Source organism: Mesorhizobium sp. WSM4808, assembly GCF_055811675.1.
This window is the reverse complement of record NZ_JBVVQX010000001.1, coordinates 87,308-113,380: the sequence shown is the minus strand read 5'-3', so window position 1 is coordinate 113,380 and position 26,073 is coordinate 87,308. Positions and strand designations below refer to the sequence as shown.

Genomic DNA, 26,073 nt, shown 5'->3' with positions numbered 1-26,073 from the left:
GAATTAGCCGGGCGGACTTCGCGGCGTCCAGTCGAAAGTGCTGATCGTCCGATCAACGTCACCGATGGGATGGCGATCGCCAGGCGAGTGCCGTTCGCACCAGCCTAACGCAACAAGGCGTATTGAGCGCCAAAGTGTATTCCGAGCACAGGAACGGAGCGTACTTTTGGGTACGTGAGTTCAGCCCTACCGCGACGCGGGGAAGCGTAGCCATTCGCCGGGCGGCCTCACCTGAATATCGACATAGCTAGAGCATCCGCAGCAGCGCACCGCCTATCGAATACCCCGCGCCAAAGGCGCAGATCAGGCCGAAATCGCCAGGCTTCATGTCGGCGTGGTTTTCCGACAGCGCGACGATGGCGCCGGCGCCCGCCGTGTTGCCCAGCCGCTCCAGCACCATCGGCGCGCGGTCGTGGTCGACCTCGTGGCCGAACGACAGTTTCAGGATCATCGCATTCATGCGTGCATTGGCCTGATGCAGCCAGAAGCGCCTGATCGCCTGCGGCGTCAGCCCGTGCTCGGCCAGGAATTCGACGATGAATTTCTGCCCGGCAACGGTGACTTCCTTGAACACCTTGTTGCCGACCTGCTTGATCAGATTGCCTTCCAGATTGATCATGTAAGGATCGTCCTGGGCGGTGCGGGTGTGATAGCCCAGATTGGTGCGGATGTTGTTCGACATCTGCGTCCAGACGCGCGTGTCGAGCACTTCGAAGCGCCCCGGCCGCTTGTCGCCCTTGGCCAGCCCTTCGACCACCATCGACACCGAAGCGTCGCCGAAGATGAAATGCGTCTGCCGGTCGCGAAAATTGAGATGGCCGGTGATGATCTCGGGCGTCGTCACCAGGATGCGCTTGTGCGCGCCCGACCGCACCAAATTGACGGCTATGTGCAAGGCGGCCGCGGCCGAGGAACAGCCAAGCCCCATGTCGAAGCCGGCGCCCTTCGTCCCCAACGCCTCCTGCATTTCGATGGCGATCGCCGGATAGGGCCGCTGGTGATGCGAGGCCGAGCAGATCACCAGGTCGATATCCGACGGCTGCAGCCCGGCGTGGTCGAGGGCCTTCTTCGCCGAGGCTATTCCGAACTCCGCCTCCAGCGACAGCGCATCGTCGGGCCGTGCGGGAATGCGCGGCGCCATCCGGGTCGGATCGAGAATGCCTTCGCGTTCGATCACATGACGGCTGCGCACGCCCGAGGCGTGGACGATGAAGTCGCTGTCTGATTTCGGCAGCGGCGGCTCGCCGGTATCCTGGCGACGCGCGTTCTCCATGTCGACCCAGGCATTGAAGCTGGCGACCAATTCTTCATTGGTGATTGTGGGTTCGGGGATCTCAACGCCGATGCCGCTGATGATGACGCGATGCATGTCCAGTCCGTCCCATCCGCAGGCGCTGCGGCTTCATGTGGGCGCCGGAACGCTCCGGCGCAACAGTTTTCTCACCGAGGCGGTTTACGCCGGCTTAAACCAAAGATCTGGGCCGACTGAAGCCGATCCCTCGACATGGCCACAGCCAAAGCCAAGCGGCCCTAAGGCGCCGCGCGACATGGATAATCAAGCTCGTTTCGCGACAATGAAAATGCGCGGAAAGCGCAAGAGCACCTTGCCATCAGCCGTCTTCTGATAGGCCTTGGCGATCTTGGCCGTGTAACATTCGAGGAACATCGCCCTCTCCTCGGCGTCCAGCGGATCGAGGAACGGCTTCAGGCCCGTCGATTTCACCCATTCGACGATCGCCTGCGCGTCGGCAAGCGGATGGTTGTAGATGGTGTGCCAGATATCCAGCCGATCGCTGAGCGGCGACAGCAGGTCATAGTAGAACGACACCGGCGGCAACGGCCCGCGTGCCGCGCCCTTGAGCTTTTCGGCAAATGGCATTTCGGCGGCGGTCTCCCGCATCAGGCGGTGGGAGTCCTCGCCCAGATTGTCGGGCATCTGCACGGCAAGCGCACCGCCTGGGGCGAGGAAGCCCATCAGCCGCTGGAACACCGCCGGATGGGTAGGCAGCCATTGGAACACAGCATTGGCGAAAATCACGTCGACCGGCTCCGCCGGCTGCCATTCGGAGGCATCGGCGAGATCAAAGGTGACCTCGGGCAGGCGCGCCCGCGCCTTCTCGACCATGTCGGGCGAAGTGTCCAAGCCGCACACCTCAGCATCCGGCCAGCGCTCGACAAGCAGCTCGGTCGAATTGCCCGGCCCGCAGCCGATGTCGACGACCCGGCGCGGGAAGTCCACCGGCACCTGCGCGACCAAATCCCGCGCGGGCCGCGTGCGCTCGTCTTCGAATTTCAGATATTGGGCGGCGGACCAATCAGCCATTTGAGCTCCTCATGCTGGTTGAGATCGCCGCCCTAAAATCCCTTACCGCGTCAGCCTCTTGTAGGTCATGCGGTGCGGGTTGACGGCATCCGGCCCGAGGCGGCGGATCTTGTCCTGCTCGTAATCCTCGAAATTGCCTTCGAACCATTCGACATGGCTGTCGCCCTCGAAGGCGAGGATGTGCGTCGCCAGGCGATCGAGGAACATACGATCGTGCGAGATGATGACGGCGCAGCCGCCGAAGTTTTCCAGCGCGTCTTCGAGTGCGGCCAGCGTTTCCGTATCGAGATCGTTGGTCGGTTCGTCGAGCAGCAGCACATTGCCGCCGGTCTTCAACATCTTGGCCAGATGCACGCGGTTGCGCTGGCCGCCGGACAGATTGCCGACCTTCTGCTGCTGGTCGCCGCCACGGAAGTTGAACGACGCGCAATAGGCGCGCGTGTTGGCCTCGAACTTGCCGAGCTTGACCACTTCGGCGCCGCCGGAAATCTCTTCCCACACCGTCTTCGATGGATCGAGCGCATCGCGGCTCTGGTCGACATAGCCGAGCTTCACCGTCTCGCCGACGCGCACAGAACCCGCATCCGGCTTTTCCTGACCGGTGATCATGCGAAACAGCGTCGTCTTGCCGGCGCCGTTCGGGCCGATGACGCCGACGATGCCGCCGGGCGGCAGCTTGAATTCCAGCCCGTCGATGAGCAGCGTGTCGCCAAAGCCCTTCGACAGGCCTTCCGCCTCGATCACCACATTGCCGAGGCGCTCGCCATGCGGAATGACGATCTGCGTATCGCTCGGACGCCGCTTGTCGGCTGCATCCAAAAGATCCTGGAACGCCTGGATACGCGCCTTGGACTTGGTCTGGCGAGCCTTCGGGCTCGACTGGATCCATTCGCGCTCGCGGCCGATGGCGCGCTGGCGGGCATCGTCCTCGCGGCCTTCCTGCTTGAGGCGCTTGGCCTTGGCTTCGAGGTATTTGGTGTAGTTGCCCTCATAAGGAATGCCGCGGCCGCGATCGAGTTCGAGGATCCAGCCGGTGACATTGTCGAGGAAGTAGCGGTCGTGGGTGATGATCATCACGGCGCCCGGATAGGCACGCAGATGCTTTTCCAGCCACGCCGTGGTCTCGGCATCGAGATGGTTGGTCGGTTCGTCGAGCAGCAGAAGGTCGGGCTGGCGCAGCAGAAGCTGGCAAAGTGCGACGCGGCGGCGTTCGCCGCCCGAAAGCTTGGTGACTTCCGAATCCTTGGGCGGGCAGCCCAGCGCTTCCATCGCCATCTCGACCTGCTGTTCGAGATCCCAAAGGTTGAGCCGGTCCATTTCGTCCTGGAGCTTGGCCGACTCGTCGGCCGTCTCGTCGGAGTAGTTCATCATCAATTCGTTATAGCGTTCGATGACGGCGGTCTTGGCAGCGACGCCTTCCATGATATTTTCGAACACGGTCTTGTCCGGATCGAGCGCCGGCTCCTGCGCCAGGTAGCCGACAGTGGCGCCTTCGGCCAGCCAGGCTTCGCCGTTCCACTCCTTGTCGAGCCCGGCCATGATCTTGAGGATCGTCGACTTGCCCGAACCGTTGGGGCCGAGGATGCCGATCTTGGCGTCGGGATAAAAGGAGAGATGGACATTCTCGAGCACCTTCTTGGTGCCATAGGCCTTGTTGAGGCCGGCCATGTGATAGATGAACTGGCGTGCCACGCGCGCTTTCCCTGAAAAAACTGACTGGCCCAGTAAACTGACTGGACCTGTCGAATTGAGTGGAGGTTGGCCGCTATGTAGGCGATGCGGCGGCGAACGGCAATCGCTTTTGCCATATCTGCCCGGTCACACGCGGAAGTGTCCGCCAATCGCCGAAGTTTTCCACCAGCACGAAGCGTGCTGAAATCTCCGGTTAACTCTTCGGCGTCAAAACAGGATTGGAGTGGAATCGCTCGCTATCCGCGATTTCGAGAAAGAGATCGGGTCGACGGCATTGCTGAACAGTTTCCTGCTCCTTGCCGAAGCGGTCGTCTACTTCAGCGTCATGGTGACGCTTTTCCGCTTCCGGAGGCGCATCGGCCTCGGCGTATTCATCTGCGCGCTCGGTGTCATGCACTTCCTCGAGACCTATCTCGCCAGCGTCTTTTACGTCGCTCTGCCGTTCGGAATGGTCTCGCCTGGCTCGGCGGTGCTGTTTTCCGGCAAGCTGGTCATGCTTTTGCTGCTCTATATGAAGGAGGACGCTGCAACCGTGCGTCAGCCGATCTACGGCCTGCTGCTCGGCAATGCGCTGATGATCGGGCTGGTGCTGCTGCTGCGCCTGCACGTCATCGCGGCACTTCCCGACGGCAGGCTTCCAGACATCGGCTTCATCGACCAGATGGGCTGGCTGATGGTGTGGGGCACGACGCTGCTGTTCGTCGATGCCATCCTGATCATCCTGCTGTACGAAAAGCTTGGTCGGTATCTTCGCAAGGCGCCGTTCGCGCGCATCCTGATTTCCGTCGCTTGCGTGCTGACCTTCGACCAGGCCGGTTTTTTCACCGCCCTGCATTTCGTTGCCGGCGCGCCGATGGCCGTCTTTTTCGGCGGCTGGTTCGCCAAGATGGCGGCGGCGGTGACCTTCAGCACCATGCTCGTTGCCTATCTCAAATGGTTCGAGGAGCGCCAGGTCACTGCGCCGCGCGGACTGACCGATATCTTCGATACGCTGACCTATCGCGAACGCTACGAAGCGCTGGTCGAACATGTCGGCCGCGACGGGCTGACAGGCCTGCTGCATCGCGGGCGCTTCGACGCCGACGGTGAAGCCGCCGTCCAGGTCAGCCTGCGTACCGCCAGGCCGCTCAGCCTGCTGATCATCGATGTCGACCATTTCAAATCGATCAACGACCGTTTCGGCCATGCCGAAGGCGACAAGGTGCTGAAGGCGGTCGCTGCCCTGCTTGGCGAGACGGCAAGCGCCGAAGACCAGGTGTTCCGCATCGGCGGCGAGGAATTCGCCATCCTCAGTTCTCGTCCGCACCCGGTCGCCAGGCTGTTCGGCGAAAGCATTCGCCATGCGATCAAGGGCTCGGCCACCACCAGCCGCTTCGAGCTCACCGTCAGCGCCGGCGTTTCCAGCGTCGGCGAAACCACACGCTGCCTTGCCGACCTGTTCGCGCTTGCCGACCAGCGTCTCTACAAGGCGAAGTCGACCGGCCGCGATCGCGTCGTCGGCGAGCCGGGCGGCCACGAAGCCGACACGGCCGCTGCGTGGACCAAATCCGCACGGATCTAGTTCGTTACGACTTCCTCTGCCGTCGAAAGCCCGTCACGGTTGAAACCGCCATCAGCGCGATCGCCAGCCATTTCAGCGCCGTGATAATCGGCCCGGCCTCAATATCGTAGGCAATGAACAGCAGGATGCCCGGCACCAGCAGGCCGCATAGGATCAGCATGATGCGGTTGATCTGCCACGAGACTTTCGACGCCAACGCCTCGTCGCCAGGCGCGGAAACAAATGCTGCTCGCATCGTCTTGCCGCCGACCAGCATGGCCGAAAGACGCATCGAGATCGGCAGGCCGAGCCCGATGATCAAGAAAGCGCAAGCGGCCAGCAGCGAGGAGAATTTCAACGCGCTGGTGTCCGCCGGCACCGGAAACAGCAACGTCGCCAGCGGCAGGAAGGCGCCGAAAATGCCGATCGCCGCGATAATGATGAAGATCACCGCATTGACGATCGTGAACAGCTGGTACGTGCCGACGCCGATCGGTTCGGAGAGCGTTCGCATGCGTGCCCATTCGGCGTCGGTATACGAAAAGCCCGGCCATTCCATGCGGGCATCGTTTATCGAGACCATGCCCTTGGCCCAGAAAGCCAGCCGCGCCAGCGCGCTGCTCGTCATGCCATCCATTGCCGTCCCCGCCAGAATGATGCGCTCGCAGCATAGCACCAGGGCACGGCAGGGCGACAGTCCGGTACCTCTGTTGAGAGTTACTGGAAGCCGATCGCGTCGACATTGCCTGTCGGGCAACCGGCCTTGTTGGTCGGCACCGAAGCCAGCAGCAGATCCTTGAGCGAGCTGTTCGGGCCGATCGGACCGGCGAGACCGAGCGTCAGTTCGCCGATCAGCCGCCTGCCGCTCGACGGATCGATGACGCAGGACACGCGCACCCGGTCGCCTGCCCCCGCGCCGAAGGCGCTGTCGAAAGCGCCGCGGATCTGGTCCGCCGTCAGCTTTCCACCGATGTTCTTGGCAAAGAGATCGCGCACCGGCGAGCTGTTCACCGCACGCATTAAATTGAGCGCGTCGGAGAAATAGTCCTGCTGGCTCTTGCCGTAGCAGGTGCCGTGCTTGATCCATTCATGCCGCTCGAGGTGGGAGGCCGTTCCAGGCATCACCTGATCGAGCTCCGTGCGGGTGTTGGCGTCCAGATTGACCGGCGGCAGGTCTTTCCAGTGGGCCGGATTGTCGTTGGCCTTGTCGCTAGCCGTTGCCTGGCAATAGAAATTGCCGTTCGGCTGCGGCCACAGCCCGTGCAAGGTGAAATGCGTGGCGTCGAAATCACCGGCACTTTGCGCCCTGCATTCGGTCTTGTTCGACTTTGTCTCGCAAAACGCCGGCTGCCAGCTCAGCGCGAAGACATATTCGGGTTTTCCCGACGCCCGCGGCTTGCCTTGCCCGTCAGGTGCGGCCGGCACGGTCGCCACGCTGCTGCCGGAAACGTGGCCGCAGCTGACCTTCACCCAGCGGCGCTCCGGATCGGCGCCCGGCACCAGGATGAGATAATGCGTCGGCGTGTCCTTGTTGCCGGCAAGCAGCTGATAGGTCTGCCCGGCATCGGTCGAGACATTGCCGGGGTTCTTGCCGTTCTTGATCGCTTGCGTCGCCGGACAGGCAGCGTCGGCCACAAAGGAGCCGCTCATCTTGACGTCGGCACGCGCGGCGCCGGCCAGCGACGCGGCCAGCATGGCCAATCCGAAAACGACAGCAAAGCGCATGGAAAATCCCCGGCTGGACAAGTGGGCGACAGACTGAAGCTGTCTCCATGTCAGAATTGCGATATTTTGCTGGCCAAACGCAAGAAACATCATCTGCGAAATGCAGGTTTGGCGGATTGACGCAAAACCAGCGCCGGCGCAGGTTTGGCGGATTGACGCAAAACCAGCGCCGGCGCAAGACAAAGCTAGCGCCACGGTGGCGGCCAGAGCCTGGAGACCGAGTGGCATGTCATTCAGCCAACAGCGCGTGGTTCGCTCCCCAACCGGTGCCGAGCTCAATCTTTTCGTCAGGCAGGCCGATGGCCGGGCACGCGCTGTCGTCCAGATCAATCATGGACTGGCCGAGCACGCAGCGCGCTATGCCCGCTTTGCCGATTTTCTTGGCTCCCGCGGCTTCCATGTCTATGTCCACGATCATCGCGGCCATGGCGCGACCAAGGCCCCCGACGCGCCGCTGGGCAGGTTCGCCGACAAGGACGGCCCGGCCAAGGTGATCGCCGACGTCGGCGCCATCCATGATCTTATCGCCAGCGAACAGCCAAACAGACCGGTCATCCTGTTTGGTCATTCGATGGGCGCATCCGTGGCGTTGAATTTCCTTTTAAGTCATTCGCCACGCGTCCATGCCGCCGCTATCTGGAACGGCAATTTCTCCCAAGGCCTGCTCGGGCAGGTTGCGCTGGGCATTCTTGCCTGGGAACGGATGCGGCTCGGCTCCGACGTGCCGTCGCGCCTGCTGCCGAAGCTCACCTTCCAGGCCTGGGGCAAAGCGGTGCCCAATCACCGCACATTGTTCGACTGGCTGTCGCGCGACGAAGCGGAAGTGACGAAATACATTGCCGATCCCTTGTGCGGCTGGGACGCTTCGGTGTCGATGTGGCGAGACGTCGTCGGCAGTGCGCTGAACGGCGGCAAGGATGCCGGCTTTGCCAACATCCGGCGCGACCTGCCCATCAGCATCGTCGGCGGCGAAAGGGATCCGGCTTCCGACTATGGCAAAGGGATCACGCATCTTGCCAGCCGCATGCGCGCGATGGGCTTTTCGAATCTGGTTTCAAAGGTTTACGCCGACACCCGCCATGAAAGCCTGAACGAGGTGAATCGCGACATCATCATGGATGACTTCGCCATTTGGGCCGACGAAGTCCTCAAAGCGTGACGGATTGGCCCATTGCAAGAGCCGTGACAGCCGTTGCAGGGCTTGATAGAGGCTCTGCTTTCGCAGCAATCACGGTGATTGCGGCAACCACGGTGATCTATGGCTGAGCCCCCGCTGAAAGGCGTCCGCGTCGTCGAACTCGCCCGCATCCTTGCCGGGCCATGGGCCGGGCAGTTGCTTGCCGATCTCGGCGCCGACGTCATCAAGGTCGAAAGCCCCGATGGCGGCGACGACACCCGCAAATGGGGCCCGCCCTTCGTCATGGGCAAGGACGGCGAGAACCTGTCGGCTGCCTATTATCATTCCTGCAATCGCGGCAAGCGCTCCATCGCCATCGATTTCTCGACGCCGGAAGGCGCCGAGACCGTGCGCCGGCTGGTCGCCACCTCGGACGTGCTGATCGAGAACTTCAAGCTCGGCGGCCTGAAGAAATACGGCCTCGACTATGACAGCCTGCGCAAGATCAACCCGCGCCTCGTCTATTGCTCGATCACCGGCTTCGGCCAGGACGGACCCTATGCGCCGCGCGCCGGCTACGACTTCATCATCCAGGCCATGGCCGGCATGATGTCGATCACCGGCGAGGTTGGCCGCGAGCCGCAAAAGGCCGGCGTCGCCATCTCCGACATCTTCACCGGCCTTTATTCGGTCATCGCCATCCAGGCAGCACTGCGCCATGCCGAGCAGACCGGCGAAGGCCAGCACGTCGACATGGCGCTTTTCGACACCCAGATCTCGGCGCTCGGCAACCAGAATTTGAACTATCTCGTCTCCGGCCAATCGCCGGTGCAGATGGGCAATGCGCATATGAACATCGCCCCTTACGAGGTGGTGCCGGTCAGGGACGGGCACATCATCCTGGCGGTCGGCAATGACGGCCAGTTCGCCAAATTCTGCGCCGCTGTCGGACTGGACGACCTGCCTGCCAATCCCGACTTCGCCACCAATCCTGCCCGGGTCGCCAACCGGGTCAAGCTGCGCGAGCGCATGATCGAGGCGCTGAAGATTTTTGACCGCGATCCGCTGCTGGCCAAGTTGGAAGCGGCCGGCGTGCCGGCGAGCCCGATCAACACGATCGGCCAGATGTTCGCCGACCCGCAGACCATCGCGCGCGGCATGCGGCTCGATCTCGACGACGGCCATGGCAATCTTCTGCCTTCGGTGCGTGCGCCGATGGTGATGTCCGGCACGCCGCTGGTCTATGAGCGCCCCTCGCCGCGCCTGGGCGAGCACACGCAAGAAATCCTTGCCGAACTGGAGAAGTCTGGACAATGAAGACCGGCGGACAACTCATCGTAGACGCGCTTGAAGCCAACGGCACCGACCGCATCTATTGCGTGCCCGGTGAATCCTATCTGGCGGTGCTCGACGCGCTGCACGACTCTGCGATCCGCACCATCGTCTGCCGCCAGGAAGGCGGTGCCGCGATGATGGCCGATTGCCACGGCCGCCTGACCGGCAAGCCCGGCATCTGCTTCGTCACCCGCGGCCCCGGCGCCACCAACGCCTCGGCCGGCATCCACATCGCCATGCAGGATTCGATACCCGTCATCCTGTTCATCGGCCAGGTCGCCAGCCACGCCAAGGAGCGCGAAGCGTTCCAGGAGGTGGACTACAAGAGGTTTTTTGGCGACATCGCCAAATGGGTGGTCGAGATCGACGACGCCTCGCGCATCCCCGAATTCGTCACCCGCGCCTTCGCGGTGGCGACATCGGGCCGTCCCGGCCCGGTGGTGATCTCGCTGCCCGAAGACATGCTGACGAGTGTCGTCGAAGCGCCCATCGCCTTGCCGCACACGCCGGTTGAGACACGGCCGGGCGAAGCGGAGCTCGATGCGCTGGAAAAGCTGCTGGCTAAGGCCAAGCGGCCGTTCGTCATCCTCGGCGGCACGCGCTGGGACGCCGAGGCGGTTGCACAAATGCGCACGATCGCCGAGGCCTGGTCGCTGCCGGTCGGCTGCTCCTTCCGCCGCCAGATGCTGTTCGATCATCTGCATCCGAACTATGCCGGCGATGTCGGCATCGGCATCAACCCGAAGCTGGCCACAGCGATCAAGCAGGCCGATCTCGTGCTGCTGATCGGCGGCCGCATGGGCGAAATGCCCTCGTCCGACTACACGCTGCTGAAAAGCCCCTATCCCGACCAGACGCTGGTGCATGTCCATGCCGACGCCGGCGAACTCGGCCGCGTCTACCGGCCGACACTGGCGATCAACGCCTCGCCTTCTGCCTTCATCGACGCTTTCGCCAGGCGCAAACCGGCCTCGGAGCCGACTTGGGCAGCCGAGACGCCAAAGCTGCATGCCGCCTATCTGGACTGGTCGACGCCACCGGAAGGCGGCCCCGGCTCGGTCCAGATGGGCCCGATCATGAACTACCTCGAAAAGATGTTGCCCGACGACGCCATCCTCACCAACGGCGCCGGCAATTACGCCACCTGGGTGCATCGTTTCCACCGCTTCCGCCGCTTCGCCACTCAAGGTGCGCCGACGTCAGGCTCGATGGGCTATGGCACGCCTGCGGCCGTCGCCGCCAAGGAGCTGTTCCCGGAGCGCACCGTGGTCGCCTTCGCCGGCGACGGCTGTTTCCTGATGAACGGGCAGGAATTCGCCACCGCCGTGCAGTATGACCTGCCTATCATTGTGGTCGTCGTCAACAACGGCATCTACGGCACCATCCGCATGCATCAGGAGCGCGAATATCCCGGCCGCGTCGTCGCCACCGATCTCAAGAACCCCGACTTCGCGGCTCTCGCCCGCGCCTATGGCGGCCATGGCGAAACGGTCGACAAGACCGCCGATTTCGCTCCCGCCTTCGAACGTGCCCGCGCCAGCGGCAAGCCGGCGATCGTGGAAATCCGCCTCGACCCCGAAGCGATCACGCCGACCAAGACGATGACGCAGATACGCGACAAGGCGTAGTCCAAACAAAAAAAAGAGGCGGTCGCCCGCCCCTTTTTGTCATGCGGCTTGCGCTACTTGGCGGTCTCGATCTGTCCGCGGATTTCGCCGTCCTTGTTGGCTGCCGTGTGCACGTTGACATAGTCCTTGCCGGCCATCAGGTCGGCGGCCTGCGCGTCGGTCAGCACGGCCGACCCTTTGATCGGGCTCTTGAGCTTGCCCTTGAACGGGATCGCCACCCCGGCGTTTTCACCCATCGCGGCTGGGCCGTGAATATGCCCGGCGGTCGCCGGCCCGCTGAGGCCGGAATATTTGACGTTCCAGCTGAGTTTCTTCGTGGCCGTGTCGAAGATAAGAGCTGCGGTGCCCTTGCCTTTTGTGGTCACCGGCGGGTTCTGCTGGGCGCCGTCGAGCGTCGCTTTCAGCTTCACCGTCTCGGCCAGGGCCGGCGCTGCCGTAAGGAAGGACACCGAGATGGCCAGTGCCGAAAGCATCGGCGCCAAGGATTGGATACGCATGAGAATCTCCGTTTGCTGATGACATCCAGCCACGGCTCCCCGGCGCGCGGATGTATCGGCACAAGGCTTATAAGAGCGAATGGCTGCGCGCGAGTAACACTTACGTGCAGACTAATGGACCGCGCGATACCGGCGGCGTCAGACGGCTGCCAGCGCCTGGGTCAGGTCGGCGATCAGATCATCCGGGTGCTCCACGCCGATCGACAGCCTGACCGTGGTCTCCAGCACGCCGATGCGTTCGCGCACCTCGAAGGGTATGCCCGAATGGGTCATGGCCGCGGGGTGGCTGGCCAAGGATTCCGTTCCGCCCAGGCTCACCGCCAGCTTGAAGATCTGCAGGTTGTTGAGAAAGGCGAAAGCCGCCTTCTCTCCGCCCTTGATATCGAAGGAGAAGGTCGAGCCGGCACCAGTGCATTGCGCCCTGTAGGTGCGGCCAGCCGGCGTTTCCTCGCCCAGGAACGGCAGGTAATGCACCTTCTCGACCTTGGCATGGTCGCGCAGGAATTCGGCGATCAGGCGCGCATTGTCGTTGGCCCGCTCCATGCGGATCGACAGCGTCTCCAGCGAGCGGCCAAGCATCCAGCAGGAATGCGGGTCGAGCTGCGTGCCGATCGCGCCGCGCAGCGCCTTGATCGGCTTGGTGACCGCCTTGCTACCCATGGCGGCGCCCGCGATCAGGTCGGAATGGCCGCCGACATATTTGGTCAGCGAATAAACAGAGACATCGGCGCCATGTTCGATGGGCCGCTGGAACACCGGGCCGAGCAGCGTGTTGTCGCACACGACGATCGGCGTCGACCCTTGGCTCGCGCCGATCTCGTCGGCGATCTTCCGCATCAGCGCGATATCGACCAGGCTGTTGGTCGGGTTTGACGGCGTTTCGATCAGGATGACCGACACGCGGCCCTTCGCGACGGCGGCGTCGGAGGCCGTGCGCACCGCCGTCTCGTCGACGCCGTCCGCGAAACCGACAGCACCGATACCGAAACCGGAGAGCGTGCGCGTCAACAGCGTCTCGGTGCCGCCGTAAAGCGGCTGCGAATGAAGGATGACGTCGCCCGGCCTGATATAGGCGAGCAGCGTGGTGGCGATCGCCGACATGCCGGATGAAAACAGGATGCAGGCATCCGCCCCCTCATAGATCGCCAGCCGGTCCTCGACGATCTCGCTGTTGGGATGGTTGAAGCGCGAATAGACCAGGCCCGACGCCGTGCCGCTCGGCGGCTCCTTGCGGCCGGAGGTGTAGTCGAAGAAGTCGCGTCCTTCTTCCGCCGACTTGAACACGAAGGTCGAGGTCAGGAACACCGGCGGCTTGACCGCACCCTCCGAAAGTTGCGGATCGAAGCCATAGCTCAGCATCAGCGTCTCCGGGTGGAGCTTGTGGTTGCCGATATGGGTTTTCGACGGACGTGGCGCGGTCATGAGCTTTCCTGCCTGTTCGAGTGACATAGTGAACGGCAATTTATGCGATCCCGTTCCGCCAATCCTTGCTATTTTTGGGCTCTCATGGCTGCATTCCCGCAACAAATTGCCCGGAGAGACGGAAAGTGCAGCAGAAGATAGCCGATGATTTCGACCGCAGGATCCTGCGCGAACTGCAGGCCGACGCCCGCATCACCAACAATGAGCTTGCCGAGCGGATCGGCCTGTCGCCGTCGCCCTGCCTGAGACGGGTGCGGCGGTTGGAGGAGACCGGCGTCATCAGAGGCTACACCACCCTGGTCGATCCCTCAGCCTTCGGCTGGAGCATGGTCGCCATCGCCACCATCCGGCTCAGCCGCCAGAACGAGGACGAGATCGTCATGTTCGAGGACGCGATCCGCGGCTGGGACGAGGTGCTGGAATGCCACCTCGTCACCGGTTCGCGCGACTATGTGCTGAAAGTAGTGACGGGAAGCCTCGAACAATACGAGCGCTTCATCAAGGAAAAGATCGCGCGGCTGAAATGCGTCGCCTCGATCGAGACCAGCTTCGTCATGAACACCATAAAGGAACGGCGCCTCTGACATTTCTGCCGGAGGCGCCGCGTCTCGAGATCATGCGCAGTAGGCTTACTTGACCGCCTTGTCGGTGATGGCGGTGGTGTAGGCGCCAGTCGGCTCCTTGGTGATGATCTTCTGGTCGAGCAGCGCCTTGGCGGTGCGCTCGTAGGTCGCCGGGTCGAGCTTGCCGTCGGCATTGTCGATCAGCTTGGCGACTTCGCTCATCATGCGCTTCTGGTGGTTCTCGTCCTGGCCACCGCCGTCCATGACGATGCCAGCGGCTTCGTCATTGTTGTCAATGGCGTATTTCCAGCCCTTCATCGAGGCGCGCACGAAACGCACCATCTTGTCTTCGAAGGCCGGGTCCTTGAGCTTGTCTTCGGACGCATAGAGCCCGTCCTCAAGCAGGTCGTTGCCCATGGCCGAGTAGTTGAACACGGTTAGCTGTTCGGGCTTGTAGCCGGCGTCGATCAACTGCCAGTACTCGTTGTAGGTCATGACCGAGATACAATCCGCCTGCTTCTGGATCAGGGGCTGCACGTCGAAGCTCTGCTTCAAGACGGTGACGCCGTCCGGGCCGCCGTCTGTCTTGAGGCCGAGCTTGTTCATCCAGGCGTAGAACGGATACTCGTTGCCGAAGAACCAGACGCCTAGTGTGTGACCCTTGAAGTCGGCTTCGGTCTTGATCGGGCCGTCCTTCGGGCAGACCAGCTCCATGCCTGCCTTCTTGAACGGCTGGGCGATGTTGACCAGCGGCACACCCTTTTCGCGGGCGGCCAGCGCACCGCCCATCCAGTCGACGATGACATCGGCGCCGCCGCCGGCGATCACCTGCTCGGGCGCGATATCGGGACCGCCCGGCTTGATGTCGACGTCGAGACCTTCGGCCTCATAGAAACCCTTGGCCTTGGCGACATAGTAGCCGGCAAACTGGGCCTGCGTGACCCATTTCAGCTGCAACGTCACCTTGTCGGCGGCCATTGCCTGGAAAGCGGCGAGCGACATCGCGCCGGCCAGAACGGGAATAATCAGTCTTTTCATTTTTTTACCCTCTGAAGTTAGTGCCCTAAACCCACCGCCCCTATCCACCACGGACAGAGGGATGCCAAAACGTGACGGCTCTTTCGACAAGAGCGACCACGCCATAAAAGACCGAACCCGCAAGTGCTGCAACTGCGATTTCGGCCCAGACCATGTCGATGTTCATCCGCCCGACCTCGGTCGAGATGCGGAAGCCCATGCCGACGACGGGCGTGCCGAAGAACTCGGCGACGATGGCCCCGATCAGCGCCAGCGTCGAGTTGATCTTCAGCGCGTTGAAGATGAAGGGAGCGGCGGCCGGCAGCCTGAGCTTCAGCAGCGTCGGCCAGTAGCCCGACGCATAGGTGCGCATCAGGTCGCGCTCCATATGGCCGGAGGCGGCCAGACCGGCGACCGTGTTCACCAGCATCGGGAAGAAAGTCATGATGATGACAACAGCCGCCTTGGACTGCCAGTCGAAGCCGAACCACATCACCATGATCGGGGCGACGCCGATGATCGGCAGCGCCGAGACCATGTTGCCGATAGGCAAGAGCCCGCGCCGCAGGAACGGCACACGGTCGGCGAGGATTGCGGTGATGAAGCCGGCGCCGCTGCCCACCACATAGCCGAAGATCACCGCCTTGAAGATGGTCTGCCGGACATCCGCGCCGAGCACCGGCAGCGAACCGGCGATGCGCGCGCCGATTGCGCTTGGCGGCGGCAACAGGATGAAGGGAATGCCGGCCCCGCGCGTCACCGCTTCCCAGATGATCAGTATCCAGGCGCCGAAGATGGCCGGGATGATCAGGCGCAACGCGGTCCGCGCCCAGCTTGCCATCGGGCGAAGGCCCGACAGGACGGCGACGCAGCGCCAGCCAAGCAGCCAGGCACCCGTGAGCAGCAGGAAATAGGGCGCCCGCGCCAGGCCCTCGAAACCGGTGATGCCGCCAATCAGCAGCCAGGCGGTCAGATGCGCGCCGATGAAAAGCACAACCGCTTCGACGACGGACGGTATTCTGGTCATCGAGATCAAAGCGGCGAGAAGCAGCACGCCGAAGATCAGCCAGGTCGTCGCCGCATAGGGATATATCAACGTCCCTGCAGGCTGCGCCAGCGCATCGACTTTCGGCGCGGCGATCGGGCCGAGCGCGACCGCGATCAGGCACAGCACGATCGCCAACACCGCCTGCCAGGAGGGTTTCAGCCAGTTCATGCCGGCCTCCCGCCCATGGCGCGGTCGACGAGGCGCCCGGCAATGCCGACAACCATGACCAGAAGTGCGGCCACCACCGAACCGGCGACCAGCGCCGACCAGATGTCGATGGACTGGCTGTAATAGGCGCCAGCCAAAAGCTTGGCGCCGATGCCGGCGACAGCGCCGGTCGGCAGTTCGCCGACGATGGCGCCGACCAGGCTTGCCGCGACCGCCACCTTCATCGATGTGAACAGGAACGGCACCGAGGCCGGCACGCGCAACTTCCAGAAGGTCTGCGCACGACTGGCATTGTAGGTGTGCATCAGGTCGAGATGCATGATCTCGGGCGAGCGCAGCCCCTTCACCATGCCGACAGTCACCGGGAAGAACGACAGATAGGTCGAGATCATCGCCTTCGGGATCAGGCCGCTGATGCCGATCGCCCCCAGCACGACGATGATCATCGGCGCCACCGCCAGGATGGGAATGGTCTGCGAGGCGATGATCCATGGCATCAGGCTACGGTCGAGCGTCGCCACATGGACAATGCCGACCGCAATGATGATGCCGAGCGCCGTGCCGAAGGCAAAGCCGAGCAGCGTCGACGACAGCGTCACCCAGGCATTGTAGACGAGGCTGCGGTTCGAGGTGATGGGCCGCAGGAAGGTGTTCTCGAAGAAATTCACCGCCACCTGATGCGGCGCCGGCAATGTCGGCTTCGGCTGCGACAGCGTCTTGCCGACGAGTTCGCTGAACGTGGAGGTCTCACCGGCGCGACGGTCGAGATCGCGCTGGAACGGCGCGTTGAGGATGACGGCGAAGGCATACCAGAGCACGACCACCCCAGCGAGGATCGAGGTGACGGGGATGAGTTTGTCGCGGAAGGTGTCCATCAGCAGGCCTCGCCGGCGAGGCGTGGGTGGCCGCTCGCTTGCCGGCGCTCAATCATCATAGCTGTGCCCTGCCCGCAGCCCGTCGCGCACGCGCGCCGCGATCGCCAGAAACTCCGGCGTCTCGCGGATGTCGAGCGGCCGCTCTCTCGGCAACGTCGATTCGATGATGTCGCTGACGCGGCCCGGCCGCGGTGACATGACGACGATGCGCGTCGACAGATAGACGGCCTCCGGAATGGAGTGGGTGACGAAGCAGATGGTCTTGTTGGTGCGTCCCCACAATTCCAGCAATTGCTCGTTGAGATGGTCGCGCACGATCTCGTCCAGCGCGCCGAACGGCTCGTCCATCAGCAGCAGGTCGGCATCGAAGGCCAGCGCACGGGCAATCGAGGCGCGCTGCTGCATGCCGCCCGAGAGCTGCCAGGGATATTTCTTCTCGAAGCCAGAGAGGTTGACGAGCTCGAGCGTGCGCTTGATACGCTCGCCTTGCTCCGCCTTGGACAGGCCCATGATCTCCAGCGGCAGCCCGACATTGCGCTCGATCGTCCGCCACGGAAACAGCGCGGCGGCTTGGAAAACATAGCCATAGGCGCGTTTCTCGCGCGCCTGCTCTGCTGTCATGCCATTGACCGAAATCGTCCCCGAGGTTGGCTTCTCCAGATCGGCGATGACGCGCAGCAGCGTGGTCTTGCCGCAGCCCGAAGGCCCGATGAAGGAGACGAACTCGCCCTTACCGATGGTGAGATCGACGTTGGACAGCGCCTGCACCGGCCCGTCATTGGTCTGGAAGGTCAGTCCGAGTTTGCTTGCCGCGACGACGGCTGGCGAAGTCCCCGTCATCGGCCGCCGCCTGCCTGTTCGCGTACTTGCAGCGGCTGGAATCCGATTGCTTTTATCGCGATGTTGTTTTCCACTTACCCTGTCCCATTTGGCCCTGTCCCATTTGGCCCTGTCCCACTGACCTTGTCCCACTCGATCGACGCCCGGAGTTTCCCCGATGTCGCCCAAACCCACTTGTCATCTTATCCGCCCTGAAAGCACTTATGAAGGCAAGCAGGGATTGACCTATTTCGTCGGCATCGCCGCCGAGACCGTCGGCGCCTCCGGCATCTGCATGCACATGCTCACCATGCCGCCCGGCGCCCGCGCCAAGGCACATATGCATGAGAGCCACGAGACGGCTATCTATGTGCTCTCCGGCGAAGTCCACACCTGGTACGGCGACCGGCTCGAGCATCATATCGTCGTCAAGGCCGGCGACCTTTTCTATATTCCCGCCGGCGTGCCGCATCTGCCGGCCAATCTGAGCAGCGCCCCGTCTTCGGCCGTCATTGCGCGCACCGATCCCAACGAACAGGAAAGCGTCGTCCTGCTGCCGGAACTGGATGCGCTGGTCGCCTGAGGCCAGCATCGACGGGCTAGGATCCCACCGGTCAATTGCCCGAAGTTTGCGCTGCCCCTCATCGCCCTGCCGGGCACTTCTCCCCGTATAGTGACGGGGAGAAGGACGATTTCGCGGAGGATTTCGCCAATCTCCGACGTTACAAAAAAGGGCGGCGAGGTTGCGTTCATCTCCCTTCTCCCCGTCAGTATACGGGGAGAAGGTGCCGGCAGGCGGATGAGGGGCGGCGCCGAGTTCGGCAATTATCGGCACTGCGACACATCCCCAAAGGCGGCGCTGTGTTTGTCGGCAATCATCCGTTTCTTGGCGTTCTTCGAGCCGCGCAAGCTCAAACCCCGGTCGCCGGGATGCCGGTGCGTTCCACCTTGCGCGGCGCGGAGATTTCCTTCCACGTCGACAGCGCCCGGTTGACCGCCGCATTCGGCTCGCGGCCAACGAACTCGCCATGACCGGGCTTGGCCTTGACCTCGGCCTCCTGGATCGACAGTTCGCCACGCGAGAACACGAACCGCGGCAGACCGGTCACCTCGAACCCTTCGAACACGTTGTAGTCGATGACGGACTGCTGCTTCTTCGAGGTGATCTTTTTCTTGCGCTTGGGATCCCAGACGACGATGTCGGCGTCGGCGCCCTCTACGATGGCGCCCTTCTTCGGATACATGTTGAGGATCTTGGCGATGTTGGTCGAGGTCACCGCGACGAACTCGTTCATCGTCAGCCGGCCGGTGTTGACGCCCGTCGTCCACAGCACCGGCATGCGGTCTTCGAGGCCGCCGGTGCCGTTCGGGATCTTGGTGAAATCGCCGACGCCGTTGCGCTTCTGCTTGGTGGTGAAAGCGCAATGATCGGTCGCCACCACCTGCAGCGAGCCCGCCTGCAGGCCGGCCCACAGCGAATCCTGGTGCAATTTGTTGCGGAAGGGCGGGCTCATCACGCGGCGCGCCGCATGGTCCCAGTCCTTGTCGAAATACTCGCTCTCGTCCAGCGTCAGGTGCTGGATCAGCGGTTCTCCGAATACCCGCATGCCCTTCTGCCTCGCGCGGCGGATCGCTTCGTGGCTCTGCTCGCAGGAGACATGCACGACATAGAGCGGCACGCCGGCCATGTCGGCGATCATGATGGCGCGGTTGGTCGCCTCGCCTTCCACTTCGGGTGGCCGTGAATAGGCGTGGCCCTCGGGGCCGTTGTTGCCGGCAGCCAGCAGCTTCTGCGACAGGGCGGCGACCACATCGCCATTCTCGGCATGCACCAGCGGCAGCGCGCCGAGATCGGCGCAACGCTGGAACGAAGCATACATCTCGTCGTCGTCGACCATCAGCGCGCCCTTGTAGGCCATGAAGTGCTTGAACGAGGTGATGCCCTTGTCGACGACAGTGGCCATCTCGTCGAACACCTGCTTGCCCCACCAGGTGATCGCCATGTGGAAGGAGTAGTCGCACGACGCCTTCGAGGTCTTGTTGTCCCACATCTGCAAGGCTTCGAGCAGCGACTGCTGTGGCGCCGGCAGGCAGAAATCGACCACCATCGTCGTGCCGCCGGAGAGCGCCGCGCGCGTGCCGGATTCGAAATCATCGGCCGAATAGGTGCCCATGAACGGCATTTCGAGATGGGTGTGCGGGTCGATGCCGCCCGGCATGATGTAGCAGCCGGTGGCGTCGAACTCATGGTCGCCATGCAGGTCCGAGCCAATGGCGACGACCTTGCCGTGCTGCATCAGCACATCGGCCTTCCAGGTGCGGTCGGCGGTGACGATGGTGCCGTTTCGGATAACTTTGGTCATTAGCTGTTCCCTTGTTCTCTTCGCGCTTCTTACGAGCGTCTCGGTAGTGTTTCAGATCGGTTCAGGACCGAAGCGCGGCCCTACATGACTCCAACTTCTCTCAATATCTCCTCGATGCAACCATCGAAAGAGTTCGCCAGATCTCCGGTCGAAAACCGCAATACACGATAGCCCTGTCGGCCAAACCATGCGTCGCGTGTCCGATCCTTCTCCATTTGCTCCGGCGTGAAGTGATGCTCTCCGTCCACCTCGATAACGAGGTTCTTCTCATGCAGAACAAAGTCAGCGACGTAAGGGCCGATCGGTGCCTGCTTTCTGGCGTGTAAACCGTATAGGCGACGGAACTCCTTCAACTCGGACCAGAGCTTCCGCTCGCCTTCCGTCATGTTCCGACGCAGGACCCTGGCACGTTTGATAGCAGCAGGATCAATTCCGGTCGGTGCCAAGAGTACCCCCACCCTCAATCGCTCCCCGCAAGGGGGAGGGAGACTTGGCGTCGCGCTATCACAGCCCGACGTTCAAAGCCTTTGAAAGAAAGCATAAAAAGGATTCTTGCGAAGATGGACCCCCACCCTAACCCTCCCCACAAGGGGGAGGGAACACTGCCGCGAGCCCAAACTTTCCTCTCGGTGTAGAAACGTAGGCAATTTGCCAAGATTAGCACCAACGGAAGTCCCCTTCCCCCTTGTGGGGAGGGGTTAGGGGTGGGGGTACAGCGCCGACCTCTCATCCGACGATCTCCGCCGTCTCCACCACCGCATGGAACAAAACATCGGCACCCGCCGAAGCCCATTCCTTGGTGATTTCCTCGGCCTCGTTGTGGCTGAGGCCGTCGACGCAAGGGCACATCACCATGGCTGTCGGCGCGACGCGGTTGATCCAGCAGGCGTCGTGGCCGGCTCCGGAGACGATGTTGCGGTGGGAATAGCCGAGACGTTCGGCGGCATCGCGGATCGCCTTGACGCAACCCGCGTCGAAGGTGACCGGATCGAAAGCGCCGACCTGCTCGATCTCGTAGCGGATGTCGAGCGCGTCGCAGATCGTGTCGATGCCTTCACGGATGCGGCCGTCCATAGCGTCCAGCACTTCCTTTTCCGGCGAGCGGATATCGACGGTGAAGACGGTGCGTCCGGCGATGATGTTGCGCGAGTTGGGATAGACCTCCATGTGGCCGACCGCGCCGACGGCATCGGGCTGGTAGTCCATGGCGATCTCGTGCACCAGTTCGATCACCCGCGCCATGCCGAGCCCGGCATTACGGCGCTTGGGCATCGGCGTCGAGCCGGTGTGGGCTTCCTTGCCTGTCAGCGTCACCTGCAGCCATTTAAGGCCCTGGCCATGGGTGACGACACCGATGTCGATATCTTCGTCCTCGAGGATCGGACCCTGTTCGATATGCAGTTCGAAGAAGGCGTGGATCTTGCGATCGCCGACCTTCTCGCTGCCTTTCCAGCCGATGCGCTCGAGCTCCTCACCGAATTTCTTGCCCTGCTTGTCGACATGCCCGTACACATCGGCCTGGTCGAGCACGCCGGCGAACACGCCGGACGCCATCATAGCCGGCGCAAAGCGCGAGCCCTCCTCGTTCGTCCAGTTGGTGACGACGATCGGATGTTTGGTCTTGATGCCGAGATCGTTGAGCGAGCGCACCACTTCAAGCCCGCCCAGCACGCCGAGCACGCCGTCATACTTGCCGCCGGTCGGCTGCGTATCGAGATGGCTGCCGACATAGACCGGCGGCAGGCTGGGATCGGTGCCTTCGCGGCGGGCAAACATCGTGCCCATTTCATCGACGCCCATTTCGAGCCCGGCCGCATCGCACCAGCGCTTGAACAGATGCCGCCCTTCGCCGTCTTCGTCGGTCACGGTCTGGCGATTGTTGCCGCCGGCAATGCCGGGACCAATCTTCGCCATCTCCATGATGGAATCCCACAAGCGGTCTGAATTGATTCGCAGATTCTCGCCGGGTGCGGCCATGCTCTAAAACCTCATCGATTGCGGGGCGCCGGCGTCCCCCTCCCCCTCGAGGGGAGGGTGGCCGCGAAGCGGTCGGGTGGGGTCGGCTGACATATGCTCAACCTTCCCCTTGACCATCTGCGCGACATGCCACGCGCTGTTTATGACATCGGGCTCGTCAACACGGAAGACGTGAAACCCGAGAGAGCGCAGATAAGCATCACGAACAGCATCGTGCCGTTTACCCTTCTCGTGTTCGTGCAGATCACCGTCGACCTCAACGATCAGCTTCACCGCCAAGCAAACGAAGTCAACGATATAAGGCCCAATCGGGCACTGACGGCGAAACTTGATGCCTCCCGATTTCAACTCCCGCAGTTCATACCACAGAAGGGATTCGCCCTTGGTCGCGTGAACTCGAAGCGCGCGCGCCTTCTGGCGCATTTCGAAGCTCACGCGGGTACGGGGCATCAGACGCGGCCACGCAGCAAAAGATCAGGTCGGCACCCAGTCGCACCGACCCCACCCGACCGCTTCGCGGCCACCCTCCCCTCGAGGGGGAGGGATATCCACGTCCAGTTCGTCAATCTATCGCTCGCAAGACTTCTCTGACATGGTCGATCAATTCGTTGATCTGGCCCTTGGTGATGATCAGCGGCGGCGACAGCGCGATGATGTCGCCGGTGGTGCGGATCAGCGCGCCGCGCTCGAACGCCTTGACGAAGGCCGAGAAGGCCCGCTTGGTCGGCTGGCCGGCGATCGGCGCCAGCTCGATCGCGCCGATCAGGCCGATGTTCCTGATATCGATGACGTTCGGCTCGCCTTTCAGCGAATGCAGCGCGTCTTCCCAGTACGGCGCCAGCTCCTCGCCGCGGGTTAGCAGGCCCTCTTCCTTGTAGGTGTCAAGCGTGCCGAGTGCGGCCGCGCAGGCGATAGGGTTGCCCGAATAGGTGTAGCCGTGGAAGAACTCGATCATGTGCTCGGGGCCGGTCATGAAGGCGTCGTGGATCTCCTTCTTCACAAACACCGCGCCCATCGGGACGACACCGTTGGAGACGCCCTTGGCGGTGGTCATGATGTCTGGCGTCACACCGAAATAGTCGGCGGCGAACGGCGTGCCGAGACGGCCGAAACCGGTGATGACCTCGTCGAAGATCAACAGGATGCCATGCTTGGTGCAGATTTCGCGCAGCTTCTCGAGATAGCCCTTCGGCGGCAGGATGACGCCGGTGGAGCCTGCGACCGGCTCGACGATGACGGCGGCGATGGTCGAAGCGTCGTGCAGGGCGACGATGCGCTCCAGCTCGTTGGCGAGTTCCGCGCCATACTCCGGTACGCCCTTGGTGAAGGCGTTCTTTTCCGGCAGATGCGTGTGCGGCATATGGTCGACGCCGCCGAGCAGCGTGCCGAACATCTTGCGGTTGGTGACGATGCCGCCGACCGAGATGCCGCCGAAATTGACGCCGTGATAGCCGCGCTCGCGACCGATCAGCCGGGTGCGCGAGCCCTCGCCCTTCACACGATGATAGGCGATGGCCATCTTGAGCGCGGTCTCGACCGATTCCGAGCCGGAATTGGTGAAGAAGACATGGTCCATGCCCTTGGGCGCGAGGTCGACCAGGCGGTTGGCCAGTTCGAACACGATCGGGTGGCCCATCTGGAAGGCGGGCGCATAGTCGAGCTCGGCGGCCTGCTGCTGGATCGCCTCGGTGATCTTGGGACGGCAGTGGCCGGCATTGACGCACCACAGGCCGGCGGTGCCGTCGAGAACCTTGCGGCCGTCGCTGGTCGTGTAATGCATGTCCTTGGCGGACACCATCATGCGTGGCGCCTGCTTGAACTGCCGGTTTGCCGTGAACGGCATCCAGAATGCGCTGAGATCGTTCGGCGTGACTTTCAGCCGGTTGGACATGACCAGGACTTCCCCTTGTAATCTGTTTCGGTGCGCCCAACGCTTGGTCTTTGCCGCGTTTTCATGCTACGCAAATTTTTGACCGATTGGACAAACGTTAGCACCGCCCTGTCGGCGGTCAAGGGATTACTAGCGGAAATGCGGCACCTGAAGTGCGTTCCACAGGCTAGGGAAAAACTGGTCCAGAGAATTGGTCCAGATGACCCTCAACGCGAGGGCTGGCAACGGTGACCACGGACGCCCCTCGTCGCACCCGCATCCAGCAGGAAAAGCGCGAACTCATCCTGGAGGCGGCGCTTGAGGTTTTCTCGACCAACGGTTTTCGTGGCTCGACCATTGACCAGATCGCCGAAGCCGCCGGCATGTCGAAGCCGAACCTGCTCTATTATTTCCGCCGCAAGGAAGACATCCACGAGACGCTGATGCAGCGCCTGCTCGACACCTGGCTGGCGCCGCTGCGTGAACTCGATGACATCGGCGACCCCTTGACCGAATTGCGCAGCTACATCAGACGCAAGCTGGAAATGGCGCGCGACTTTCCGCGCGAGAGCCGGCTGTTCGCCAACGAGATCCTGCAAGGCGCGCCGCGCATCATGCCGCTGCTGGCCGGAGAGTTGAAGACGCTGGTCGACGAGAAGGCGACCGTCATCAAGGGCTGGATGCGCGCCGGCAAGATCGCCAAGACCGATCCGTGGCACCTGATCTTCTCGATCTGGGCGACGACGCAGCACTACGCCGATTTCGACGTCCAGGTCCGGGCCGTGCTCGGGCCGAACCGCGGCGGCGACGGCCGCTTCGAGGATGCCGCAAGATTTCTCGAGCAGTTGTTCCTCGATGGCCTCAAGCCGAAGGGGTAGCAGCGAGATCACGTCTTGGGTTAACTTGGCAGTCGTCGGGCTATCCCAGACGGTGGGGATTGGCCGAAGCGCACATTGATTTCGTCATTCTAGGCGAAGCAAGGAGCGAAGCGACGCGGCGCAGACCCTAGAATCCATGCCGCGACTTCAACGCGCCGCAACGGTACAAATTCTGCTCCGCTGTACCCTTCGACCAATGTCACGGAATGGATCCCAGGGTCTCCTCGACGCCGCTTCGCGGCTGCTCCGCCCTGGGATGACGAAGTGGAGGGTTACGCGCTGCGCCGCTCAACCGGCAGCGCGTCCAGCAATGTCTGCAGCTTGGCGACCGAGTTCTGCTCGGCGAGCGGCGTGTAGACGATCAGCTTCATGTCGGAGCCATCGCCGATCGACAGGCTCATATGCTCGAAGGTCATGGCGCCCGCGCTCGGGTGCCGGACATGCTTCACCCCCGACAACCGGTGCGCGACGTCGCGCTGCGGCCACCAGGCGCGAAATTCGGGGCTCGAACGCGTCATCAACTCGATCAGCCGCTCGAAATCCGGATCGCCGACATAACGCGCACTCGCGGCCCGAAACGAGGCCAGCACGGTGCGCGCCAGTTGCTCCCAGTCGACCAGCAGGCGCCGGTGGTGCGGGCTCGTGAACACCATGTGGACGATGTTGCGGGCGTCACCCTCCAGCAAGCCATAGTCGCCGAACACCGCGACGGCAGCCGGGTTCCAGGCCAGCACATCCCAGCGCCGCCCGACAACATAGGCCGGCTGCAGCACCAGGCTCTGCAGCATGTGCAGCAAGGGGCCGTCGACTTTTTCCGGCGCCACGGCACGGCGCTCCGGCTGCTGGCGGTCGGCGAGGATGAACAGATGCTGTTTTTCGGCGGCGTCGAGGCGCAGTGCTTCGGCAAGTGCCGTCAGCACCTCGACCGAGGGCCTGACCTCCCGCCCCTGCTCCAGCCATGTGTACCAGGTGGTGCCGACACCGGCGATCATCGCCACCTCCTCGCGGCGCAAGCCCGGCGTACGCCGCCTGAGACCGGTGGCGATGCCGGTGGCCGAGGGCGTCAGCCTTTCGCGGCGCGAGCGCAGGAAGGCGCCGAGTTCGCGCCGGCGGCTGTCTTCAGCCGAATGTGTGGGGGCAGCGTGGGGTTGGGACTCCATGCGGGTATTATAGCAGTATCGATACCAGGATAAAGTTTGAACTGTTTGGCCCGCGC

At 62.9% G+C, this 26,073-nt stretch carries 24 protein-coding genes; 7 read left to right on the top strand and 17 right to left on the bottom strand.

What is annotated here, in order from left to right; genetic code table 11:
• Window positions 1-247 precede the first annotated feature (247 nt).
• From AC0L2U_RS00480 to ettA, 3 genes are all read right to left on the bottom strand, one after another.
• Entirely contained in the window at window positions 248-1,369 is a 1,122-nt protein-coding gene (locus tag AC0L2U_RS00480; protein ID WP_473601276.1) for a beta-ketoacyl-ACP synthase III, read from the bottom strand.
• A gap of 186 nt (window positions 1,370-1,555) precedes the next feature.
• Window positions 1,556-2,323, bottom strand: a complete 768-nt coding sequence (tam, locus tag AC0L2U_RS00475) for a trans-aconitate 2-methyltransferase (RefSeq protein WP_473601275.1) — start codon at window positions 2,321-2,323, stop codon at window positions 1,556-1,558.
• Window positions 2,324-2,365: 42 nt separating this feature from the next.
• A complete protein-coding gene (gene ettA / locus AC0L2U_RS00470) occupies window positions 2,366-4,015 on the bottom strand; it encodes an energy-dependent translational throttle protein EttA (RefSeq protein ID WP_027034974.1) in 1,650 nt (549 codons plus the stop codon).
• A 274-nt stretch (window positions 4,016-4,289) separates the two neighbouring features.
• On the opposite strand from ettA, the gene AC0L2U_RS00465 reads away from it, so the two are divergent.
• Window positions 4,290-5,576: a GGDEF domain-containing protein gene (locus tag AC0L2U_RS00465; protein WP_473601364.1), complete on the top strand. Its 1,287-nt coding sequence runs from the start codon at window positions 4,290-4,292 to the stop codon at window positions 5,574-5,576.
• A 4-nt stretch (window positions 5,577-5,580) separates the two neighbouring features.
• On the opposite strand, the gene AC0L2U_RS00460 is transcribed toward AC0L2U_RS00465, so the two are convergent.
• Both AC0L2U_RS00460 and AC0L2U_RS00455 read right to left on the bottom strand, forming a co-directional pair.
• The gene (locus tag AC0L2U_RS00460) at window positions 5,581-6,183 is read right to left on the bottom strand and encodes a hypothetical protein (protein WP_292336968.1); all 603 of its coding nucleotides are present in this window, start codon (window positions 6,181-6,183) and stop codon (window positions 5,581-5,583) included.
• An 89-nt stretch (window positions 6,184-6,272) separates the two neighbouring features.
• Complete coding sequence (locus AC0L2U_RS00455) at window positions 6,273-7,280, bottom strand: ribonuclease T2 family protein (protein WP_473601274.1); 1,008 nt, start codon at window positions 7,278-7,280, stop codon at window positions 6,273-6,275.
• A gap of 226 nt (window positions 7,281-7,506) precedes the next feature.
• Here AC0L2U_RS00455 and AC0L2U_RS00450 point away from each other — a divergent pair, with 226 nt between their 5' ends.
• The 3 genes from AC0L2U_RS00450 to AC0L2U_RS00440 all read left to right on the top strand — a co-directional run bounded on the left by AC0L2U_RS00450 (window position 7,507) and on the right by AC0L2U_RS00440 (window position 11,360).
• Entirely contained in the window at window positions 7,507-8,439 is a 933-nt protein-coding gene (locus tag AC0L2U_RS00450) for an alpha/beta fold hydrolase (RefSeq protein ID WP_473601273.1), read from the top strand.
• A gap of 99 nt (window positions 8,440-8,538) precedes the next feature.
• Window positions 8,539-9,714, top strand: coding sequence for a CaiB/BaiF CoA transferase family protein (locus tag AC0L2U_RS00445; RefSeq protein ID WP_473601272.1), 1,176 nt, complete (start codon window positions 8,539-8,541; stop codon window positions 9,712-9,714).
• The gene (locus AC0L2U_RS00440; protein ID WP_127398277.1) at window positions 9,711-11,360 is read left to right on the top strand and encodes a thiamine pyrophosphate-binding protein; all 1,650 of its coding nucleotides are present in this window, start codon (window positions 9,711-9,713) and stop codon (window positions 11,358-11,360) included. Before AC0L2U_RS00445 ends, AC0L2U_RS00440 begins: the two co-directional genes overlap by 4 nt.
• Before the next feature lie 53 nt (window positions 11,361-11,413).
• On the opposite strand, the gene AC0L2U_RS00435 is transcribed toward AC0L2U_RS00440, so the two are convergent.
• Together AC0L2U_RS00435 and AC0L2U_RS00430 are read right to left on the bottom strand one after the other, a co-directional pair.
• Window positions 11,414-11,857 (bottom strand): CHRD domain-containing protein, encoded by a 444-nt coding sequence (locus AC0L2U_RS00435; RefSeq protein WP_128363737.1) that lies wholly within the window; start codon window positions 11,855-11,857, stop codon window positions 11,414-11,416.
• Between the two features lie 138 nt (window positions 11,858-11,995).
• Window positions 11,996-13,279, bottom strand: coding sequence for a cystathionine gamma-synthase family protein (locus AC0L2U_RS00430; protein ID WP_128363738.1), 1,284 nt, complete (start codon window positions 13,277-13,279; stop codon window positions 11,996-11,998).
• 125 nt (window positions 13,280-13,404) lie between these two features.
• Between AC0L2U_RS00430 and AC0L2U_RS00425 the strand changes: the two genes are divergently transcribed.
• On the top strand, window positions 13,405-13,863 hold the full coding sequence (locus AC0L2U_RS00425) for an Lrp/AsnC family transcriptional regulator (protein ID WP_127271209.1): 459 nt from the start codon (window positions 13,405-13,407) through the stop codon (window positions 13,861-13,863).
• 45 nt (window positions 13,864-13,908) lie between these two features.
• On the opposite strand, the gene AC0L2U_RS00420 is transcribed toward AC0L2U_RS00425, so the two are convergent.
• Genes AC0L2U_RS00420 through AC0L2U_RS00405 form a run of 4 tightly spaced genes read right to left on the bottom strand, consistent with a single transcriptional unit; the run spans window position 13,909 to window position 17,790 of the window.
• Window positions 13,909-14,880 (bottom strand): ABC transporter substrate-binding protein, encoded by a 972-nt coding sequence (locus tag AC0L2U_RS00420; protein WP_013894623.1) that lies wholly within the window; start codon window positions 14,878-14,880, stop codon window positions 13,909-13,911.
• Between the two features lie 40 nt (window positions 14,881-14,920).
• Window positions 14,921-16,075 (bottom strand): ABC transporter permease, encoded by a 1,155-nt coding sequence (locus tag AC0L2U_RS00415; protein ID WP_128288487.1) that lies wholly within the window; start codon window positions 16,073-16,075, stop codon window positions 14,921-14,923.
• A complete protein-coding gene (locus AC0L2U_RS00410; protein WP_292138005.1) occupies window positions 16,072-16,950 on the bottom strand; it encodes an ABC transporter permease in 879 nt (292 codons plus the stop codon). Before AC0L2U_RS00410 ends, AC0L2U_RS00415 begins: the two co-directional genes overlap by 4 nt.
• A gap of 48 nt (window positions 16,951-16,998) precedes the next feature.
• A complete protein-coding gene (locus AC0L2U_RS00405; RefSeq protein ID WP_127272369.1) occupies window positions 16,999-17,790 on the bottom strand; it encodes an ABC transporter ATP-binding protein in 792 nt (263 codons plus the stop codon).
• 157 nt (window positions 17,791-17,947) lie between these two features.
• Between AC0L2U_RS00405 and AC0L2U_RS00400 the strand changes: the two genes are divergently transcribed.
• Window positions 17,948-18,352 (top strand): cupin domain-containing protein, encoded by a 405-nt coding sequence (locus AC0L2U_RS00400; protein ID WP_127331164.1) that lies wholly within the window; start codon window positions 17,948-17,950, stop codon window positions 18,350-18,352.
• A gap of 328 nt (window positions 18,353-18,680) precedes the next feature.
• On the opposite strand, the gene hydA is transcribed toward AC0L2U_RS00400, so the two are convergent.
• The 5 genes from hydA to aptA all read right to left on the bottom strand — a co-directional run bounded on the left by hydA (window position 18,681) and on the right by aptA (window position 24,000).
• On the bottom strand, window positions 18,681-20,132 hold the full coding sequence (gene hydA / locus AC0L2U_RS00395) for a dihydropyrimidinase (RefSeq protein WP_473601271.1): 1,452 nt from the start codon (window positions 20,130-20,132) through the stop codon (window positions 18,681-18,683).
• A gap of 80 nt (window positions 20,133-20,212) precedes the next feature.
• Window positions 20,213-20,578, bottom strand: a complete 366-nt coding sequence (locus AC0L2U_RS00390; RefSeq protein WP_473601270.1) for an endonuclease domain-containing protein — start codon at window positions 20,576-20,578, stop codon at window positions 20,213-20,215.
• A gap of 280 nt (window positions 20,579-20,858) precedes the next feature.
• Window positions 20,859-22,109, bottom strand: a complete 1,251-nt coding sequence (locus AC0L2U_RS00385; protein ID WP_473601269.1) for a Zn-dependent hydrolase — start codon at window positions 22,107-22,109, stop codon at window positions 20,859-20,861.
• Window positions 22,110-22,112: 3 nt separating this feature from the next.
• Window positions 22,113-22,532, bottom strand: coding sequence for an endonuclease domain-containing protein (locus tag AC0L2U_RS00380; RefSeq protein ID WP_473601268.1), 420 nt, complete (start codon window positions 22,530-22,532; stop codon window positions 22,113-22,115).
• 139 nt (window positions 22,533-22,671) lie between these two features.
• A complete protein-coding gene (aptA, locus tag AC0L2U_RS00375; protein ID WP_292336978.1) occupies window positions 22,672-24,000 on the bottom strand; it encodes an omega-aminotransferase AptA in 1,329 nt (442 codons plus the stop codon).
• 227 nt (window positions 24,001-24,227) lie between these two features.
• On the opposite strand from aptA, the gene AC0L2U_RS00370 reads away from it, so the two are divergent.
• Window positions 24,228-24,857 (top strand): TetR family transcriptional regulator C-terminal domain-containing protein, encoded by a 630-nt coding sequence (locus AC0L2U_RS00370; RefSeq protein ID WP_127272371.1) that lies wholly within the window; start codon window positions 24,228-24,230, stop codon window positions 24,855-24,857.
• Window positions 24,858-25,129: 272 nt separating this feature from the next.
• Here AC0L2U_RS00370 and AC0L2U_RS00365 read toward each other — a convergent pair whose 3' ends face one another.
• The gene (locus AC0L2U_RS00365) at window positions 25,130-26,017 is read right to left on the bottom strand and encodes a helix-turn-helix transcriptional regulator (protein ID WP_127382854.1); all 888 of its coding nucleotides are present in this window, start codon (window positions 26,015-26,017) and stop codon (window positions 25,130-25,132) included.
• Window positions 26,018-26,073: the final 56 nt, after the last annotated feature.

Bases quoted from the DNA above. Each gene is read 5' to 3' on its own strand.
- tam (WP_473601275.1), bottom strand. From the start codon at position 2,323: ATGGCTGATTGGTCCGCCGCCCAATATCTGAAATTCGAAGACGAGCGC.
- AC0L2U_RS00440 (WP_127398277.1), top strand. From the start codon at position 9,711: ATGAAGACCGGCGGACAACTCATCGTAGACGCGCTTGAAGCCAACGGC.
- AC0L2U_RS00435 (WP_128363737.1), bottom strand. From the start codon at position 11,857: ATGCGTATCCAATCCTTGGCGCCGATGCTTTCGGCACTGGCCATCTCG.
- AC0L2U_RS00380 (WP_473601268.1), bottom strand. From the start codon at position 22,532: ATGCGCCAGAAGGCGCGCGCGCTTCGAGTTCACGCGACCAAGGGCGAA.
- AC0L2U_RS00385 (WP_473601269.1), bottom strand. From the start codon at position 22,109: ATGGCCGCACCCGGCGAGAATCTGCGAATCAATTCAGACCGCTTGTGG.
- AC0L2U_RS00480 (WP_473601276.1), bottom strand. From the start codon at position 1,369: ATGCATCGCGTCATCATCAGCGGCATCGGCGTTGAGATCCCCGAACCC.
- AC0L2U_RS00450 (WP_473601273.1), top strand. From the start codon at position 7,507: ATGTCATTCAGCCAACAGCGCGTGGTTCGCTCCCCAACCGGTGCCGAG.
- hydA (WP_473601271.1), bottom strand. From the start codon at position 20,132: ATGACCAAAGTTATCCGAAACGGCACCATCGTCACCGCCGACCGCACC.
- AC0L2U_RS00365 (WP_127382854.1), bottom strand. From the start codon at position 26,017: ATGGAGTCCCAACCCCACGCTGCCCCCACACATTCGGCTGAAGACAGC.
- AC0L2U_RS00455 (WP_473601274.1), bottom strand. From the start codon at position 7,280: ATGCGCTTTGCTGTCGTTTTCGGATTGGCCATGCTGGCCGCGTCGCTG.
- AC0L2U_RS00400 (WP_127331164.1), top strand. From the start codon at position 17,948: ATGTCGCCCAAACCCACTTGTCATCTTATCCGCCCTGAAAGCACTTAT.
- AC0L2U_RS00445 (WP_473601272.1), top strand. From the start codon at position 8,539: ATGGCTGAGCCCCCGCTGAAAGGCGTCCGCGTCGTCGAACTCGCCCGC.
- AC0L2U_RS00415 (WP_128288487.1), bottom strand. From the start codon at position 16,075: ATGAACTGGCTGAAACCCTCCTGGCAGGCGGTGTTGGCGATCGTGCTG.
- AC0L2U_RS00420 (WP_013894623.1), bottom strand. From the start codon at position 14,880: ATGAAAAGACTGATTATTCCCGTTCTGGCCGGCGCGATGTCGCTCGCC.
- AC0L2U_RS00410 (WP_292138005.1), bottom strand. From the start codon at position 16,950: ATGGACACCTTCCGCGACAAACTCATCCCCGTCACCTCGATCCTCGCT.
- AC0L2U_RS00405 (WP_127272369.1), bottom strand. From the start codon at position 17,790: ATGACGGGGACTTCGCCAGCCGTCGTCGCGGCAAGCAAACTCGGACTG.
- aptA (WP_292336978.1), bottom strand. From the start codon at position 24,000: ATGTCCAACCGGCTGAAAGTCACGCCGAACGATCTCAGCGCATTCTGG.
- AC0L2U_RS00430 (WP_128363738.1), bottom strand. From the start codon at position 13,279: ATGACCGCGCCACGTCCGTCGAAAACCCATATCGGCAACCACAAGCTC.
- AC0L2U_RS00460 (WP_292336968.1), bottom strand. From the start codon at position 6,183: ATGACGAGCAGCGCGCTGGCGCGGCTGGCTTTCTGGGCCAAGGGCATG.